Origin of the sequence: Allomesorhizobium camelthorni (genome assembly GCF_011045125.1) — a bacterium.
GTDB classification, from domain to species: Bacteria; Pseudomonadota; Alphaproteobacteria; order Rhizobiales; family Rhizobiaceae; genus Allomesorhizobium; species Allomesorhizobium camelthorni.
The window spans coordinates 81,101-97,468 of the sequence record NZ_JAAKZF010000002.1 but is presented as its reverse complement, the minus strand read 5'-3'; the positions used below and the strand labels follow the sequence as shown (position 1 = coordinate 97,468).

The window sequence follows — 16,368 nt, the reverse complement described above, 5'->3', positions numbered from 1 at the left end:
ACTCCATCCTTCTCTAAAGATAACATTGGGCTATCGGACCGTCCACGCATCTGCCCCAACGCAAACGGCCGGAGCATAGCTCCGGCCGTTCGTCGCGCCAGGTAAAATCCCGCCCTACTTCACCTGGCTTTTGACGAAATCCTTCACGATCGAGACGATGCCCCGCGACAAGAGGCTGTCCAGCGCGTCGACGAAGCGGTCGACATGTTCCGGCTGGCAGATCAGCGGCGGCTCCAGTCTGATCACGTTGCGGTTGTATTCGGTGAAGGCGACGAGCACGTCGTAGTCGCGCAGGAGGAGCGCGCCGACGAAGCCCGAGAGCGAACCCTTCAGCTTGTCGTCGAGCACGCTGACGATCGGCCTCAGCACCATGGGCAGGGTCTGCGAGAAATCGTGGAACTCGAGCCCGATCATGAAGCCCTTGCCACGGACATCCTTGATGATCTTGGGATGTTTTGCCTGCAACGCCTGCAGCTTCTCCAGAAGATAGGCGCCGGTCGCGGCCGCATTGTCGATCAGGCCCTCGTCGTAAAGCACGTTGAGCGCCTCGATCGCGGTGATCGATGCTTCGCCGATGCCGCCGAAGGTTGCTGCCGCATGGATCATCGCCGTCTTCGGCGTGCCGTAGGCCTTCATGTAGACATCGCGGCTGGCGATCATGGCGCCGACAGCCGACTTGCCTCCGCCGAGAGACTTCGCCAGCGCGGTGACGTCCGGCACGACGCCGTAATGCTCGAAGGCGTAGAAGCGGCCGGAGCGGCCGAGGCCGCACTGCACTTCGTCCGCGACCCAAAGCACGCCGTACTGGTCGCATAGCGCGCGCAGCTTCTGCCAATATTCGGCCGGCGCCTGGACGATGCCGCCACCGCCCTGGACGGTTTCAAGCACGATGACGCCGATCGCCGGATCGGATTTGAACGCCGCCTCGACCGCGTCGATGTCGGCGAAAGGCACGCGCACCGTATTGTCGGTCAGCTTGAATTCGCCGCGGTAGAGCTGGCCGTCGGTGATCGACAGCACGCCCTTGGTCTTGCCGTGGAAGGAATTTTCCGCATAGACGATTTTCGGCCGCTTCGGGCCGGCGGCGCGCTCGGCAACCTTGATCGCCGCTTCCATGGCTTCCGAACCCGACGAGCCGAGGAACACCATGTCGAGGCTTCCCGGCGAGCATTTGGCGAGATTATGCGCGAGCGCGGCCGCATATTGCGACATGAAGGCGATGGCGATCTCGTGGCGCTTCTCGTCCTGGAATTTTTTGCGGGCATCGAGAATGCGGGGGTGATTGTGGCCGAAGGCCAGCGAGCCGAAGCCGCCGAAGAAATCGAGGATCTTGCGACCGTTCTGGTCGACATAGAACATGCCTTCGGCGCTCTCGACCTTCACCTTGTGGAAGCCGAGCAGCTTCATGAAATGAAGCTGTCCCGGGTTGAGATGCGACTTGAACAGGTCCGTCATCGTGGCGAGGTCCATCGCCTTGGCGGCCTCGACGCTGATCAGGTCCGGCTTTGCGATCGCATCGGGCGAGAGCGCCGGCGCCTTCACCACCGCGCGGGCATGGGTCGTCTCTGGCTTGGTCATGATGTTCATCAGGCTCTCCTATTCGGCCGGAACTTGGGATGCGACCACTTCATGGCCGTCTTTCTTGGCGCGGTATTCCTTGTAGGCGGCGATCAGCATGTCCTCGTCACGGTATTGCGGCGCCCAGCCGAGATCGCGCTTGCCCTTCGACACGTCGAGCACGCACTCCTCGTCGGCGATCAGGTACTGCTCCGGATCCATGAGCGGCATGTTCATCAGGTCGAGCAGGTCGAGCGTGCGCTTGACCGCCCAGCCCGGCGTCGGAATGAGGAGCGACTTGGAGCCGGCATGCTTGACCAGATCGCCGAGCAGTTTTTTCACCGGCGGCGGGTTGAGCGAGCCGAGATTGTAGGCCTCGTTCGGAACGCCGGCCTTCCAGGCCAGCCTTGCGGCCTCGGCGCAGTCGAAGACCGAGATGAACTGGTACGGATTTTTGCCCGAGCCGATCATCGGCACCGGCAGGTTCCAGTCGATCAGCTTGAACAGCTTTTCCAGTATGCCGAGGCGGCCGGGGCCGATGATCAGGCGCGGGCGGAACAGCGATATGTTCATGCCCTTCTCGCGCCACTCGGCGGCGAGTTCCTCGGTCTTCAGCTTCGACAGGCCGTATTCACCCAACGGCGCGACCGGATGATCCTCGGTCATCGGATAGGTGACCGTGTGGCCGTAGATCATGTCGGTTGTGAAGTGGACGAGGCGCGGCGCGCCGGCTTTCGCCATGGCCCGGATGATGTTTTCCGTGCCGTGATAATTCACCGGGAAGAAGAAGTCGTGGCGCTTGGCGCGCACTTGGATCGGCGACAGCATCTTGGCCGAAAGGTTATAGACCATATCGTCGGCACGGATGCCTACATTGGCCACGGAATCCGGATCGGTCACGTCGCAGGTGGCGAAGCGGGCATGACGGTAATGCGCCAGATCGCTCTTGACGATGTCAGCGACGATGACCTCCTGGCCGTCCGCCAGGAGTTTCGGCGCCAGATGACGGCCAACGAAGCCGTCGCCTCCAAAAATGATGTGTCTCATTGCGCAAGCTCACTGGTTTGAAGGGGGGTTGAAGGGGCAGCGGCCAGTTCGTCATGGCCGCGCCCGCTTTGGGCGATCAGCACGGTGCCGACGCAGATGAAGCCGATGCCGGCAATGCGCCAGGCATTGAGGTCTTCGCGGAAGACGAAATAGGCGAAGACCGCGACCGCCACATAGGCCAAGCTGAGGAACGGATAGGCGAAGGATAGCTCGACCTTCGACAGCACATATAGATGAGACGCCATCGAGATGACGAAGGTCGACAGGCCCAGGAACACCCAGGGGCTGAAGACGACCTGCAGGAGTTTGATCACCGGGTTGACCCCGGCGAACGAAATCGGGCCGAGCGTCATCATGCCGTGCTTCAGCATCAGCTGCGCTGCGGCATTGGTCATGACCGTGAAAAGTATGAACGCGATGTATTTCATGTCTTCATCAACCCTCGCCTTTGATGATTTCTGGAACAGCGCCTGACTGGAGGATGATCCAAAACGGGTCACTCGGCCGCACCTCACCCCTGTCCAGCAAAACCCGTGCCGTCCGTGCCCATAAATCGGACATGAACGCCGGATCGCGAACCGCCTCGAGTTCGCGCCAATCCGGAAACGATGCGGCGAATACTTCCGCGCCCATACGCGCATCCTTGTAAGGATTGACCGCGCCGCCGGCGCCGATCGCGATGGCGTCGAGCTCTTTCAAAAGAGCGAGCGTCGCGGTGCCGCGATTGGGAAAATCGAGCGTTAAAGTGTAGCCCGGACGCGCGAACGAGAGCAGGCCTGGTGAGTGGGCCGTGCCAAAGCGCTTCAGCACGGTAAGGAACGAGCCTTGTCCCGCGGCGCGGGCCGCAGCCAACAGTTCAGGGATCGCTGTCCGCGCAGCCTCATCAGGCACGACGCTCTGATGCTGGAACAGTCCGCGCGGACCGTAGAGCCTGTTCCAGTTCGAGACGCCGTCGAGCGGGAAGAAGAAGCCCTGGTAGCCCGTCTGCCGGGCACCGCTAGCGCTGCCCTTTCGCCAGCGATAGGCGGCGTTGAACGCCGATAGGAAGGGGCGGTTGAGCACGGTGAAGGGCGGCTGGAACGGCACCGAAAGCTTCGCCTGCGCCGTCTTCGCGGCGCGCGCGCCATATCGGGCGTGGTTGCCGGTGATGATCAGCCCCCTGCCCGCTCCGGCTCCCCCCGCTAGCTGGTCGATCCAGGCCACGGCGTATTCATTGTCGCGGTCGGCCGCCTCGGCGAGGTCGAAATATTCGGCGAGGCCAGCGAAGGGTTTTATCTCCTCCATCACGTCAAGCGACGGAACCGGCATCAGCCGGAGCCTTGCCGAAAGGATGATGCCGGTGAGGCCCATCCCGCCGATCGTGGCGGCGAACAGGCGCGAATTGGCCGATGCCGAACATTCATAGGTCCTGCCGTCCGAACGCAACAGCGTGAACGAGACGACATGGCATCCGAAACTGCCGCGGCGGTGATGGTTCTTGCCATGCACGTCATTGGCGATGGCCCCGCCCAGCGTCACGAACTGCGTGCCGGGCACGACTGCGGGAAAATAGCCGTGCGGCGCGGCGTACGCGATGATGTCGCTGAGCAGCGTCCCGGCTTCCGCCTCGATCACGCCCGTCTCCGCGTCGAAGCCCAGAATCCGGTTCAGCGGGCGCATGTCGGCAACGCTGCCGCCGCCGTTCTGGCAGGAATCGCCATAGGAGCGGCCATTGCCGTAGGGCAGGATCGCGCCCTCGCCCGCGCCTCCGCTTTTCAGGAGCGCGATGGCCTCCGCCGCCGAAATGGCGCGCCGCGCCGGCGGGGTCGCCCGGCCGAAGCTCTGGTAGGCGCCGCCGCTCATGCCCAGCCCGCGATCAGGAGCATCGCGCCGCCGGCGAGCGCCACCAACTGGCTGCGCCAGTCGCGGATGATGAAGACGACAGGGTCGTCATGCATCTCGTCGCGCCGCGCCAGAATCCAGACGCGCATTGTGAGATAGAGCACGATCGGCGCCAGCGGCCACACCATCCATGGATGCGGGTAGAGTTCGCGCACGGCAGCGCTGTCGATGTAGAGCGCGAGCACCAGCGCCGAAGAAAATGCCGAAGCCATGCCGGCCTGGGCGATGACATCCTGGTCCTCTGCGCGGTAGCCACGCCCGGCGATGCGCTCGCCCTGCACCAGATCCGAAGCACGAAGCTCGACGAAGCGCTTCACCAGCGCCAGCGACAGGAAGAAGAAGGTGGAGAAGGCGAGCAGCCAGAACGAGACATCGACGCCGGTCGCCGCCGCCCCGGCAAGGAGCCGCATCGTGTAGAGGAATGCCAGCATCAGCACGTCGAGCAGCAGCATGCGCTTGACCGACAGCGAGTAGGCGGTGGTCGCGACGAGATAGGTGGCGAGCACCGCTATGAACAGCGGCGGCAGGAAGGCCGCGGTGGCGAAGCTTATGCCCAGAAGCACGGCTACCGACGCCATTCCGAACGGCATCGACAGTACGCCGCTGGCAAAGGGCCGGTTGCGCTTGGTCGGATGCTTGCGGTCGAGCGTCAGGTCGAAAAAGTCGTTGACGATGTAGATCGCCGACGCGGCGGTGCTGAACGACACGAAGGCCAGCGCGCAGGCAAATACCATGGGCACATTGAGGTATTCGTGCGACAGCACCATCGGCACCGCGATCAGCGAATTCTTCAGCCACTGATGGACCCGAAGCATTTTTAGGACGGTTTTGAAGCTCGGCCTCTGGACCTCGATCCTTTCTGACCCATGCGCTGCCTGCCAGCGCGCGGCATGGCGGTCGGGCGCCACCACGATCGCTGCGCGGGCGGCGTCGAAGACCTTCAGATCGTGGCGGCTGTTGCCGGCATAGTCGAAGCCGCCGTCGCCATAGGCCTCGACCAGGGCAGCGCGCTTGCGACCCGCAGTCAGATTGTGCAGGCCGTCGGTCGCCATCACGGCGTCAAAGAGGCCGAGATGCGCGGCGATCGCGTCGGCGAATTTGCGCGGCGTGCCGGTTGCCAGGATGATCTTGCGGCCGGCGGCGCGCTCTTCGCGAAGCCTCGAAAGCACGGTGTCGCGATAGGGCAGAGACGCCGGGTCGATGTCGACGCGGGCGGCGATCGCCTGTTTCAGCGCCGCCGGCCCCCGCGCCGCCCAGAATGGCACGAGGAAGAGAAACAACGGATTCTTCCTGATGAGCAGGAACAGCCCTTCCCAGAGCAGATCGCCGGCAATCAGCGTCCCGTCCAGGTCGACCGCAAGCGGCGCCGCATTCTTGTCCGACCGCGCATCCATGTCTGAAAGCCCTGTTTGTTTCCCGCCGCGCCGTTTGCCGGCGTCTTCGTGCGGTATATCGGCAACAGGGCTATGGAAGATTAAACGGGCGGCGCTAAACCATTGCACTGGCCGGTTTTTCCGGCGTCGTGCTTAAGGTCGGGTTATCGGAAACGATAAAAGGCCGGACAACTGTCCGGCCTCGAAATTCAATACCGGCGAACGTTACTTGATGCGGGCAACGCCGCCCGAAATCTCGATCGTCTCGGAGCCGGTCAGCGCCTGGCGGTCGCCATTGGGCATGGTGACAAAGCAGCCGCCCGTGCAGAATTCGACCGTTTCGCCGCCGCCGAGCGCAAGCTCGGTCTTGTTGCCGCCCTCGGTGACGATCAGCGTGCGCGGCTCGGAGTCCAGATTGACCGCGCTGGCGCCGAAGGCCGTAGTGCCCAAGAAAAGAAGGGCGGCAGCGGCGATCACAGACTTCATCATTTCATTATCGGTGTTGCCACCGCCTCTGGTTGCGTTGAGCAAGGCATTCCCGCTCTTGCCGCGACCTTATAGGAGTTCGAAGCTGAACCGCAACTGAATGCCTCATTCATGCCATGATTGCTGGCGGACCTAAGAGTCTGTTTCGAAACTCGCTATGGTGAGTCATATGACGGTGTTTTCGAGACATTCGGGTCCATGAGCACCGGAAGCGCAGAAAACGCCGGCAGATGACCGCCAGAGTAGAGTTTCCAAACAGACTCTAACCCGGATCGGGCTTGCGGCGCTTGCGTCTCGACGCCGGCGGCGGCGTTGCCTTCTCCTTGAGCGCCTTGACCAGTTCGAAATGCTCGGCTTCCAGCTTGTCATCGTCGATCGGCCATTTCCCAGCCGGCGGTTCCCGTTTCAGGTGGAGATCGCGCTGCGGGAACGGGATTTCGATGTTCTCGCGCGCGAAAGCTTCGAGAATCGCGAACCGGAAATCGTTCTGCACGATGACGCCGTTGCTTACGTCAGCCAGGAAAACCCTGATCTCGAAGTTCAGCGACGAGTCCCCGAAGGCCGAAAAGAGAACGAAGGGCTCCGGATTTTTCAGCACAAGCGGGTGGTTGCTTGCAATGTCGAGCAGCATCTCATGGACCCGCTTGGCATCCGACCCGTAGGCCACACCCACCGGAATCTCGATGCGTCCGAGCTTGTTGCGGTGCGTCCAGTTGCCGACTGCGCTGTTGATCAGTTCCGAATTCGGCAGGATGACGGTCTGGCGCTGGAACGTCTCGATTTCTGTGGCGCGCACGCTGATCTTCTTGACCGTGCCGGAAACTGCGCCTGCCACGATCCAGTCGCCGGCCTTGAACGGACGCTCGGCGAGCAGGATCAGGCCCGACACGAAATTCGAGACGACGTTCTGCAGGCCGAAGCCGATGCCCAGCGAAAGGCCGCCGGCGATCAGGGCGAAGTTGGAAAGGTCGATGCCGGCAGCCGAGACGCCCATCAGGGCGGCGATCGCCAGGCCGGCATAGCCGACCACTGTCCTTATCGAATTGCGAACGCCGGCATCCACCTTGCCGCGCGCCATAACCGAGCCGTCGAGCCAGCCCTGGAACCAGCGGGTCAGGAAATAGCCCAGTATGAAAACCAGTATGCCCGAGAAAATTCCGGTAAACGAGATGGTGAAGGAGCCGATCCGGATGCCGGTCGCGGCCTTGTAGACCCATGCCTGGATGTCGCCCGGCTGGAACCCCCACAGGAACAGGATGAGCGGCACGCCAACGACGAGGATGAGGATATTGATGGCGATGCTGACCACCAGCGCAAGTTGGTCCAGCGTCGAGGCGTCGAGACTGAACCTGCTTTCGAAACGCCGGCCGAGTGCGGTGTTGGCGAAAGCGCCCTCCTCGGCCACCGCCCTGGCGGACAGGAAGCCGATATACATGGTGGCGAGCACCGCGCCTGTGACCACGATCTGCGCCGAAAGGAAGCGGGCAAAGCCGATATAGCCGAGCAGGGCAGCAACGATAGTGACGCCGCCGAGCAGGAACAAAGTGGAGCTCAGCACCGGATGCCAGCGCTTCGGCCGGCCGTCCTCGCTGGTGAAAGGCCGCACCAGCCCTATGAGCACGACCAGAATTCCGGTGAGCACCGTGGCGATCAGGCTTTCGCCGACGGTGAGCGACAGCGGCGAATCCAGAACGGTATAGACCGTGCTCAGGAAAACATCGATACCGGTGAAGATGGCGGTCGCCGAAACCAGCCACAGCAGCAGCCTGGCGGCGCGTGTGTCGACCGCGATAAGCCGCCAGTTGGGCAGGCGCGGCGAAAGCACCGAACTGCCAAGCCTGTGAACGAAGAAGACCAGCCCGATGACGATGAAGAGCCACGTCATCATCGTGCTGATGTCGCCCCTCAGCACGGCGAAATAATCATAGAGCAGATAGGTCGTGGTGAGGAAAACGGCCAATGCCGCGGTCGGTATCAGCGTCGACCAGAACGCCACCGATAGCCGGCTGAGATAGGACGGGCTCTCGACATCGCCGTCGGCTTCGAACAGGCGGCCAAACAGTCTCCTGCCACCGATTAGGAGGATGGCGGCCGCGAGCAGCGCGAAGAAGGTGGCGAACAGAACCGAGCGCAGCTTGAACTGGACGACGAAGCGTACCCAGGACGAGACGGTGCGGTAAAGTTCCTTTGTCTCGCTTTCCGCAGCCTCGGCGACCTCGCCCGCCAGCGCCGTACCTATATCGTAGCGCCGGGTCAGCAGCCGCGAAAACAGGTCGCGCCGCATCTCGGTGATACGGGTTATCAGCGCGTTGATCCGGATCGATTGGTCTTCGGCGACGCCGAGCGCGGCATTGATCTCCGCCTTTTCCGCCACCAGAGCCTGGCGTTCGCTGGCGACCAGATCCGGTTCGGGCGGCTGGCCTTCGGCCGGCGCGGGACCCAGTTGATCGAGGCGGTTGTTGATCTCGGTCAGTCGAGGCCCGAAAGCGACGCTGGCCTGGAGGAGTTGCCGCGCCGCCTCCTCGAGTTGCAGGCGCGTGTCGACCAGGCGCGCATCGTCCTCGGAATTGGCGGCGATCTGCTTCTCGAGCTGGTCGGCGCGCTGGCGCAGGCCGTCCATGACCGCCCGCTGCTCCCTGACGATCGGAGAACCGTTCGGTGAGGGACCCTGCGCGACGGCAGGAGATGCCAGCGCCGAAAGCGCCAGCAAAATCAGTGCGAGAAGGGATCGAAGGAAAACGGGCATGATCTCCATGCGACTCAAACGACGACGCGTCGGTGGGGCCCGACAGTGATAGAGACGGCGGACCAGCCCGGCAAGCCGCCGCTTTGCGGCGATGGAAGGGCGGCAGTGCGCGAAAAGGAGTCGGCCTTATGAAAAGCCATGGCGCAATATTGGCTTTGGCGCACAAGCCATGCCACTAGTGTGCGCCATCGCCCGAACCGGAAGATATGATCCATGGCGGAATATTCGGCCTTTTCGCTGCTCAAGAACGCGCTGACGGGAAACCGCGACTGGAAGCCGGCCTGGCGCAAGCCCGACCCGAAACCTTCCTATGACGTGATCGTCGTCGGGGGCGGAGGGCACGGCCTCTCGACCGCCTATTATCTGGCCAAGGAACACGGCATCACCAATGTCGCCGTCGTGGAAAAGGGATGGCTGGGGTCCGGCAATGTCGGCCGCAACACAACAATCGTGCGCTCCAACTATCTGTATCCGCAGAGCATTCGCTTTTACGAGCACTCGATGCGGCTTTGGGAGAACCTGTCGCACGATCTTAACTACAATGTGATGTTCTCGCAGCGCGGCATCCTCAACCTCGCCCATACGCCGGCGCAGTTCGACGACTATGCGCGCCGCGGCAACGCCATGCGGCACGGCGGCGGCGACGCCGAACTGCTTAATCCCGACCAGATCGCCAGGCTGTATCCCGGCCTGGACGTTTCGGCTTCGGCAAGGTTCCCGGTGGTCGGCGGCCTCTTGCAGCCCAAGGCCGGCACGGCGCGCCATGACGCCGTGGCCTGGGGCTATGCGCGCGGCGCGGACCGGCGCGGCGTCGACATCATAGAGAATTGCGAGGTCACCGGCTTCCTGCGCGACGGCGACCGCATCACCGGCGTAACCACGAGCCGCGGCGAAATCCGCGCCGCCAAGGTGGCGGTGGCAGTGGCGGGCAGCACCGGCCACGTCATGAAGCTAGCCGGGATCGACAAGCTGCCGATCGAAAGCCATCTGCTGCAGGCCTTCGTGTCGGAATCGCTGAAGCCGATCCTGCCCGGCGTCATCACCTGGGGCGGCGGACATCTTTACGTCTCGCAGTCCGACAAGGGCGGGCTGGTCTTCGGCGGCGATCTCGACGGCTACAACAGCTATGCCCAGCGCGGAAACCTGCCTCTGGTCGAGGAAGTGATGAGCGAATTGCTCGCCATGTTCCCGGCCTTCGCTCGGGTAAGATTGCTGCGCTCCTGGGGCGGCGTCATGGACATGTCGATGGACGGCTCGCCGATCATCACCACCGGCCCACTGCCCGGCATGTATCTGAACTGCGGCTGGTGCTACGGCGGCTTCAAGGCGACGCCGGCTTCCGGCTGGTGCTTTGCCCACACCATCGCTCGCGACGAGCCGCACGAGATCAACGCTCCGTTCACGCTCGACCGTTTCCATCGCGGCATACTCATCGACGAAAAAGGCCAGGGCTCGACGCCCAAGCTTCATTAGGCACATCAGCAGATGCTCATAAACTGTCCTTATTGCGGCCCGCGCGACCTTTCCGAATTCAGCTATCAGGGCGACGGCAACCGCACCCGCCCCGATCCGGCTTCGACCAACCAGGCCGAGTGGAACGCCTATGTCTATGACCGGACCAACATCGCCGGCGACCACAACGAGATATGGCAGCATGCCGGCGGCTGCCGGGCGCATCTGCGCGTCACGCGCAACACGCTGACCCACAAGATCATCAGCGTCGGCTTTGCCCGCGATGAACGCCACAAAAAGCCTCACGGCCACCGCCGTTCGGGAGCGCATTCATGAGCCCGCGCCGCAGCCAGACCGGGGGGCGCGTCGACCGGATGCGCACGATCCGCTTCACCTTCGACGGCCGGCCATTCACCGGGCATGCCGGCGACACGCTGGCGTCGGCGCTGCTCGCCAATGGCGTCACGCTGTTCGGGCGCTCGTTCAAATATCACCGCCCGCGCGGCGTGCTGACGGCCGGCATAGACGAGCCGAACGCGCTGGTCACGGTGCTCCATGGCGACGTGCGCGAGCCAAACATTCCCGCGACGATGCTGGAGATCTATGACGGGCTGACCGTGGTCAGCCAGAACCGCTTCCCCACGCTCGCCTTCGATGTCGGCGCGGCCAACCAGCTCGGCGGCAAGCTTCTCGGCGCCGGCTTCTACTACAAGACCTTCATGGGGCCGGTGTTCGGGCCGCTGAAGGGCACCCGCTTCTGGATGTTCTGCGAATATTTCATCCGCCGCGCGGCGGGTCTCGGCCGCGCCGGCATCGCCAAGGATCCCTCGCGCTACGAGCGCATGAACGCCTTTTGCGACGTGCTGGTGGTCGGCTCCGGCCCGGCCGGGCTGATGGCCGCGAAAGCCGCGGCCGACAGCGGCGCACGGGTCATCCTGGCCGAGCTCGAGCCCAAATTCGGCGGCGCCGCCAACTGGTCGGGTGAGACGATCGACGGCATGGCCGCGGCGGAATGGGCCTCGACCATGGTGCGCGACCTGAAGGCGCGCGACAATGTCCGGCTCCTGCCGCGCACCACAGTCTGGGGCTATTACGACGACAACGCCATGGCCGCGCTGGAGCGCGTCACCGACCACAAGAGCGCACCCGGCAAAGGCGAGCCTCGCCACCGCCACTGGACGATCCGCGCCGGATCGGTGGTGCTGGCGACAGGCGCATTCGAGCGGCCGCTGGTGTTTCCCGGCAACGACCGGCCCGGCGTCATGCTTGCGAGCGCTGCGGAACGTTACGCCAACGAGTTCGGCATACTGCCGGGGCAGAAGGTTGCGCTGTTCGTCAACAATGACGCCGCCTATCGCGCCGCTTCGACGCTGAGAAAGGCCGGCGCGGAAATCGCCGCGATCGTCGACGTGCGCGGTGAAATTTCCGCCGCCGCACAGGAGATCGCCGACGAGGGGGGCGGCGAATTGCTGCGTGGCCATGCCGTGGTGGCGACCGAAGGCGGCAAGCACATCTCGGGCATCAAGGTGCAGAAATTCGACCTCGCGAATGGCGCGCTGTCAGGCGAGGCGCGGCATCTCGATGCAGACTGCCTGCTGGTCTCCGGCGGCTGGTCGCCGGTCATCCATCTGGCGAGCCAGGCCGGCCTGAAGCCGGAATGGAATGAGGCGCTGCAGGCCTTTCTGCCGCCGAAGCCGACGCAGAACTGGGTCGGCGCCGGCGCGTTCAATGGACGCTTTACGACGGCCGAGGCGCTGACCGAGGGCCTTGCCGCCGGCTTGTCGGCAGCCGGTTCAACCGGAGGGACGGATTCCGTACCCGAAGTGGAAGCGCCGGCGCTCGACCCGCATCCGGCTCCGGTGTTCGAGATCAGGGCCAAGGGCAAGGCCTTCGTCGACTTCCAGCACGACGTGACCGCCGACGATGTCCGCCTCGCATACAAGGAGGGTTTCGTCTCCGTCGAGCATCTGAAGCGCTACACCACTCTCGGCATGGCGACCGACCAGGGCAAGACATCCAACGTGCCCGGCATCGCCATCATGGCCGATGCGCTGGGCAAGCCGATCCCGGATGTCGGCACGACACGGTTCCGCCCGCCCTTCGCGCCGGTTTCACTCGGCGCGTTGGCCGCCGAGCGCTATGGCGAGGTGAAGCCCGAACGGCTCACCCCGATGCATGACTGGCATGTCGAGAATGGCGCAATCATGTATACCGCCGGGCTCTGGTACCGGCCGATGATCTACGGGCTGGCCGGCGAAACGGTCGAGCAGGCCTATGTGCGCGAGGCGAAAACGACGCGCGAGGCGGCCGGCATTGTCGATGTCTCGACGCTCGGCAAGATCGCCGTGCAGGGACCGGACGCCGCTGATTTCCTCGACCGCGTCTACACCAACATGTTTTCCACGCTTGCCGTCGGCAAGGCGCGCTATGGCCTGATGCTGCGCGAGGACGGCATCGCGCTCGACGACGGCACCACTTGGCGCCTCGGCAACGACGACTTTCTGATGACCACCACCACCGCCAACGCCGGCAAGGTCATGCAGCACCTCGAATATCTGCTCGACGTGGTCTGGCCCGAACTGAAGGTGCGGCTAACCTCCGTCACTGACCAGTGGGCGGGCGCGGCGATCGGCGGGCCTAGGGCGCGGGAAATACTGGCGTCATGCGTGACCGGGACGGCGGTCGACAATGACACGCTGCCCTTCATGGGCATCGTCCACGGAGAGATCGCCGGCGCGCCGGTGATGATCTGCCGGCTTTCCTTCTCCGGCGAAATGGCCTTCGAAGTCTATTCCGGCGCCGGCCATGGCGTGCATGTCTGGGAAGCGCTGATCGAAGCGGGCAAGCCCTTCGGCATGGTTCCTTACGGGCTGGAAGCGCTCGGCACCATGCGCATCGAGAAGGGTCATGTGACGGGCGCTGAGATCGACGGCCGCACCACCGCGCGGGATCTGGGCCTCGACTGGATGCTGTCGAAGAAGAAGCCGTTCGTCGGCTCGATGATGATGGACCGCGAAGGGCTCGCCGACGAGGACCGGGTGCGCCTGGTCGGCGTCATCGCGCTCGACAACCGGCCGCTCAATGGCGGCGCGCATATCGTCGAGGAGGCCAACGAGTCCGAGCCGAGGAATTCGATCGGCCATATCACCGCGGTCTGCTATTCGCCGATGCTCGGCAAATATATCGGCCTGGCGCTGGTCAAGGGGGGCAAAAAGCGGCACGGCACGCGCGCCTTTGTCTCCGACCCGCTGAGAAAACGCTTCGGCCCGGTCGAGATCGTCAGCAACCACTTCTTTGATCCCGAAGGGAAACGCATGCATGGTTGACCAGCTTTCACCGCTTGGGCCGGTCTGGCGGCCAGGTTCGCACGGCAATTTCGCCGCGGGCGTCGGCGTGGTGCTCAGCGAAACCCAGCCAGGTTCTATCGTGCAGGTCGCCGCCTGGCCGGGCGAGGAAAAATCCTTGATGGCCGTGATACGGACCGTTGCCGGCCTAGCCCTGCCCGACGGCGCGGGGGGCGGCGTCTTCACCGAGGAGAAGGCGGCGTTCGGCTTCGCGCCGGGCAAATTCCTGGTCGTCGATCAGGCCGAAGGGCTTTTCGCAACGCTCAGCGCCGCGATCACCAGCGAGGTGGGAACCGTCACCGACCTCTCGCACGGGCGCACCGCGATCTGCGTCGCCGGCCCGAAGGCCGAATGGGTGCTGGCAAAATTCTTCGCGATCGATTTTTCGCTGGTTGCGTTTCCGGCGGGCGCAGGGCGCTCCACCGTTCATCACGATATTTTCGCCCAGATACAGAGGACCGGCGCGAGCCAGTTCGACCTCTATGTCTTCCGCTCCTTCGCGCGGGCTGTCTGGACCGCGCTCTGCCATGCGAGCGAAGAGGTCGGGTATGAGGTGCAATAAACCGAAGCGGAAACAAGCAGTGAGAGAGGGAACAGCGATGGAATTCATCAACTCACGAGCCGCCAAAGCCGCCAAGCTGCCGTTCAGCCAAGCTGTGCGCGTAGGCGATATTCTCTACCTGTCCGGCGCGCTCGGCAATGTTCCGGGAAAGCTGGAACTTGTGCCCGGCGGCATCGTAGCGGAAACGCGGCAGACAATGGAGAATATCGGCGCCGTATTGAAGGAAAACGGCTTGACCTTTGCGGACGTGTTTAAGTGCACGGTCATGCTGGCCGATATGTCGAGATGGGCCGAGTTCAACCGCATCTATATCACGTATTTCGATCCGGATCGGCTGCCAGCGCGTTCGGCATTCGGAACCAACGGCCTCGCCCTTGGCGCGCAGGTGGAACTCGAATGCTGCGCGTATTCGGGAAACCGCTGAGCAGCGGTCGACTCACCTGCTGAACTTCACCCACTCCTCCTGCGGCGCCCGCTCCGTCCGCAGATCGTTTTCCGGCTTGGTGGCGTCCTCGTAGCCCAGCGCCATGCCGCAGACGACGATCTCCTCGTCGGGAATGCCGAGCACCGGCCTTATCTGGTTGTGATAGGGGGCGAACGCCGCCTGCGGGCAGGTGTGCAGGCCCCTGCCCCGCGCGGCGACCATGATGTTCTGCAGGAACATGCCGTAGTCGATCCACGAGCCCTGGTTGAGGCGGCGGTCGATGGTGAAGATCATGCCGACCGGCGCGTCGAAGAAAGTGAAATTGCGGTCGTGCTGGGCGCGCATCTGGTCGACATCGCGCTTGCCGATACCGAGATGGCCGTAAAGCGCAAAGCCGACTGCACGGCGGCGGCCGTAATAGGGTTCGAAGAATTGCTCGGGATAGTATTTGTACTCGTCCCACTTGGCCTTTTCGGCGCGAATGCCGGAATTGAGGATTGCGTCGGCGATGCGCGCCTTCGTCTCACCGGTGGTCACATAGACGCGCCATGGCTGCATATTGGTGCCCGACGGCGCGCGCGCGGCAACCTCCAGAATGGCGCGGATCGTCGCCTCGTCGACCGGGTCCGGCAGGAAGGCGCGCACGGACCGGCGCGAGGTGATCGCCTCGTCGACGATCGCAGTTTCGTCCAGGTCCAAAGTTCTGTTTTCCGGCGCCAGCATGGATTGTCCCCTCACAATGCGGCTCACATAGGATTTCCGCGCCGGATTTGCACCAGACCCGCGCGTCTCGCAAGCAATACCTGCATCGCGTGAAATATCTCTTGAAAATTTCAACTAGGTGTGGCTCATGAAATTTCCGGAGGGATTTTCATGAGCGCTGTGCAGGCAGAGAACCGGAAGGAACTGGAAGAGCGACGGACGGCGCTTTCCGACACGAGGCTTGCCGCGGATATCCGCGCGCTGCGCAAGGCACGCCGCCTGACGCTCGCCGAGATTGCGCTGAAGCTCGGCCGCTCGGTCGGCTGGCTGAGCCAAGTGGAGCGCGGTCTCTCTGCGCCCTCGCTCGCCGACCTGCGCGCCTTTGCCGAACTGTTCGGCGTTCCCGTCAGCTTGTTCTTCGCCCATGATACTCCCGACGACCGCGAGCGCGGCGTGATCGTGCGCGCGGGCTGCCGCCGCTCGCTTGGCACAGCCGAATCCGGACTGGTGGAGGAACTTCTGTCGCCCGATCTCGGCGGTAGTTTCGAGGTGTTGCGCTCGGAGTTCGCGCCGGGTGCGGAACTGAAGGTGGCCGCCAACCGACCCACCGAAGAAGCGGGCTACGTGGTTTCGGGCACATTCGACCTGGAGATTGCCGGAACCTGGCACCGGCTTGGCGAAGGCGACAGCTTCCGCTTCGCTAACAAGCCGTTCCGCTGGCGCAATCCGGGCGCGGACCCGGCTGTGGTTATCTGGGTGGTTTCGCCGCCGGTCTATTGATTGAAGTGCGGGAG

At 63.7% G+C, this 16,368-nt stretch carries 14 protein-coding genes; 6 read left to right on the top strand and 8 right to left on the bottom strand.

Annotated elements, in window-relative coordinates; all coding sequences use genetic code 11:
* Nucleotides 1-114: 114 nt before the first annotated feature.
* The 7 genes from G6N73_RS02880 to G6N73_RS02850 form a co-directional block, all read right to left on the bottom strand.
* Complete coding sequence (locus G6N73_RS02880; protein WP_165023110.1) at nucleotides 115-1,587, bottom strand: aspartate aminotransferase family protein; 1,473 nt, start codon at nucleotides 1,585-1,587, stop codon at nucleotides 115-117.
* 9 nt (nucleotides 1,588-1,596) lie between these two features.
* The gene (locus G6N73_RS02875) at nucleotides 1,597-2,604 is read right to left on the bottom strand and encodes an NAD-dependent epimerase/dehydratase family protein (RefSeq protein WP_165023108.1); all 1,008 of its coding nucleotides are present in this window, start codon (nucleotides 2,602-2,604) and stop codon (nucleotides 1,597-1,599) included.
* Nucleotides 2,601-3,032, bottom strand: a complete 432-nt coding sequence (locus tag G6N73_RS02870; protein ID WP_165023106.1) for an EamA family transporter — start codon at nucleotides 3,030-3,032, stop codon at nucleotides 2,601-2,603. The genes G6N73_RS02875 and G6N73_RS02870 overlap by 4 nt, the downstream gene beginning before the upstream one ends.
* Before the next feature lie 7 nt (nucleotides 3,033-3,039).
* Nucleotides 3,040-4,446: an FAD-binding oxidoreductase gene (locus G6N73_RS02865; protein ID WP_165023104.1), complete on the bottom strand. Its 1,407-nt coding sequence runs from the start codon at nucleotides 4,444-4,446 to the stop codon at nucleotides 3,040-3,042.
* Nucleotides 4,443-5,879 (bottom strand): UbiA family prenyltransferase, encoded by a 1,437-nt coding sequence (locus G6N73_RS02860; protein ID WP_165023102.1) that lies wholly within the window; start codon nucleotides 5,877-5,879, stop codon nucleotides 4,443-4,445. The genes G6N73_RS02865 and G6N73_RS02860 overlap by 4 nt, the downstream gene beginning before the upstream one ends.
* 204 nt (nucleotides 5,880-6,083) lie before the next feature.
* Nucleotides 6,084-6,347: a hypothetical protein gene (locus tag G6N73_RS02855; RefSeq protein ID WP_165023100.1), complete on the bottom strand. Its 264-nt coding sequence runs from the start codon at nucleotides 6,345-6,347 to the stop codon at nucleotides 6,084-6,086.
* 259 nt (nucleotides 6,348-6,606) lie between these two features.
* Nucleotides 6,607-9,090 (bottom strand): mechanosensitive ion channel family protein, encoded by a 2,484-nt coding sequence (locus G6N73_RS02850; RefSeq protein ID WP_165023098.1) that lies wholly within the window; start codon nucleotides 9,088-9,090, stop codon nucleotides 6,607-6,609.
* Nucleotides 9,091-9,303: 213 nt separating this feature from the next.
* Here G6N73_RS02850 and G6N73_RS02845 point away from each other — a divergent pair, with 213 nt between their 5' ends.
* From G6N73_RS02845 to G6N73_RS02825, 5 genes are read left to right on the top strand one after another with little or no spacing between them, the layout of a single operon-like run.
* Nucleotides 9,304-10,563: a sarcosine oxidase subunit beta family protein gene (locus G6N73_RS02845; RefSeq protein ID WP_165023096.1), complete on the top strand. Its 1,260-nt coding sequence runs from the start codon at nucleotides 9,304-9,306 to the stop codon at nucleotides 10,561-10,563.
* Nucleotides 10,564-10,575: 12 nt separating this feature from the next.
* The gene (locus tag G6N73_RS02840; protein ID WP_165023093.1) at nucleotides 10,576-10,878 is read left to right on the top strand and encodes a sarcosine oxidase subunit delta; all 303 of its coding nucleotides are present in this window, start codon (nucleotides 10,576-10,578) and stop codon (nucleotides 10,876-10,878) included.
* On the top strand, nucleotides 10,875-13,868 hold the full coding sequence (locus G6N73_RS02835; RefSeq protein WP_165023090.1) for a sarcosine oxidase subunit alpha: 2,994 nt from the start codon (nucleotides 10,875-10,877) through the stop codon (nucleotides 13,866-13,868). Before G6N73_RS02840 ends, G6N73_RS02835 begins: the two co-directional genes overlap by 4 nt.
* A complete protein-coding gene (gene soxG / locus G6N73_RS02830; RefSeq protein ID WP_165023088.1) occupies nucleotides 13,861-14,448 on the top strand; it encodes a sarcosine oxidase subunit gamma family protein in 588 nt (195 codons plus the stop codon). The genes G6N73_RS02835 and soxG overlap by 8 nt, the downstream gene beginning before the upstream one ends.
* A gap of 37 nt (nucleotides 14,449-14,485) precedes the next feature.
* The gene (locus tag G6N73_RS02825) at nucleotides 14,486-14,872 is read left to right on the top strand and encodes a Rid family detoxifying hydrolase (RefSeq protein ID WP_206078627.1); all 387 of its coding nucleotides are present in this window, start codon (nucleotides 14,486-14,488) and stop codon (nucleotides 14,870-14,872) included.
* A 12-nt stretch (nucleotides 14,873-14,884) separates the two neighbouring features.
* Here G6N73_RS02825 and G6N73_RS02820 read toward each other — a convergent pair whose 3' ends face one another.
* Nucleotides 14,885-15,595 (bottom strand): nitroreductase, encoded by a 711-nt coding sequence (locus tag G6N73_RS02820; protein ID WP_165023591.1) that lies wholly within the window; start codon nucleotides 15,593-15,595, stop codon nucleotides 14,885-14,887.
* A gap of 150 nt (nucleotides 15,596-15,745) precedes the next feature.
* Here G6N73_RS02820 and G6N73_RS02815 point away from each other — a divergent pair, with 150 nt between their 5' ends.
* Nucleotides 15,746-16,354, top strand: a complete 609-nt coding sequence (locus G6N73_RS02815) for a helix-turn-helix domain-containing protein (protein ID WP_246251579.1) — start codon at nucleotides 15,746-15,748, stop codon at nucleotides 16,352-16,354.
* Nucleotides 16,355-16,368 lie beyond the last annotated feature (14 nt).

Excerpts from the sequence above, each read along its gene's own strand:
- G6N73_RS02880 (WP_165023110.1), bottom strand. The coding sequence starts at position 1,587 with ATGAACATCATGACCAAGCCAGAGACGACCCATGCCCGCGCGGTGGTG.
- G6N73_RS02875 (WP_165023108.1), bottom strand. The coding sequence starts at position 2,604 with ATGAGACACATCATTTTTGGAGGCGACGGCTTCGTTGGCCGTCATCTG.
- G6N73_RS02870 (WP_165023106.1), bottom strand. The coding sequence starts at position 3,032 with ATGAAATACATCGCGTTCATACTTTTCACGGTCATGACCAATGCCGCA.
- G6N73_RS02865 (WP_165023104.1), bottom strand. The coding sequence starts at position 4,446 with ATGAGCGGCGGCGCCTACCAGAGCTTCGGCCGGGCGACCCCGCCGGCG.
- G6N73_RS02860 (WP_165023102.1), bottom strand. The coding sequence starts at position 5,879 with ATGGATGCGCGGTCGGACAAGAATGCGGCGCCGCTTGCGGTCGACCTG.
- G6N73_RS02855 (WP_165023100.1), bottom strand. The coding sequence starts at position 6,347 with ATGATGAAGTCTGTGATCGCCGCTGCCGCCCTTCTTTTCTTGGGCACT.
- G6N73_RS02850 (WP_165023098.1), bottom strand. The coding sequence starts at position 9,090 with ATGCCCGTTTTCCTTCGATCCCTTCTCGCACTGATTTTGCTGGCGCTT.
- G6N73_RS02845 (WP_165023096.1), top strand. The coding sequence starts at position 9,304 with ATGGCGGAATATTCGGCCTTTTCGCTGCTCAAGAACGCGCTGACGGGA.
- G6N73_RS02840 (WP_165023093.1), top strand. The coding sequence starts at position 10,576 with ATGCTCATAAACTGTCCTTATTGCGGCCCGCGCGACCTTTCCGAATTC.
- G6N73_RS02835 (WP_165023090.1), top strand. The coding sequence starts at position 10,875 with ATGAGCCCGCGCCGCAGCCAGACCGGGGGGCGCGTCGACCGGATGCGC.
- soxG (WP_165023088.1), top strand. The coding sequence starts at position 13,861 with ATGGTTGACCAGCTTTCACCGCTTGGGCCGGTCTGGCGGCCAGGTTCG.
- G6N73_RS02825 (WP_206078627.1), top strand. The coding sequence starts at position 14,486 with ATGGAATTCATCAACTCACGAGCCGCCAAAGCCGCCAAGCTGCCGTTC.
- G6N73_RS02820 (WP_165023591.1), bottom strand. The coding sequence starts at position 15,595 with ATGCTGGCGCCGGAAAACAGAACTTTGGACCTGGACGAAACTGCGATC.
- G6N73_RS02815 (WP_246251579.1), top strand. The coding sequence starts at position 15,746 with ATGAGCGCTGTGCAGGCAGAGAACCGGAAGGAACTGGAAGAGCGACGG.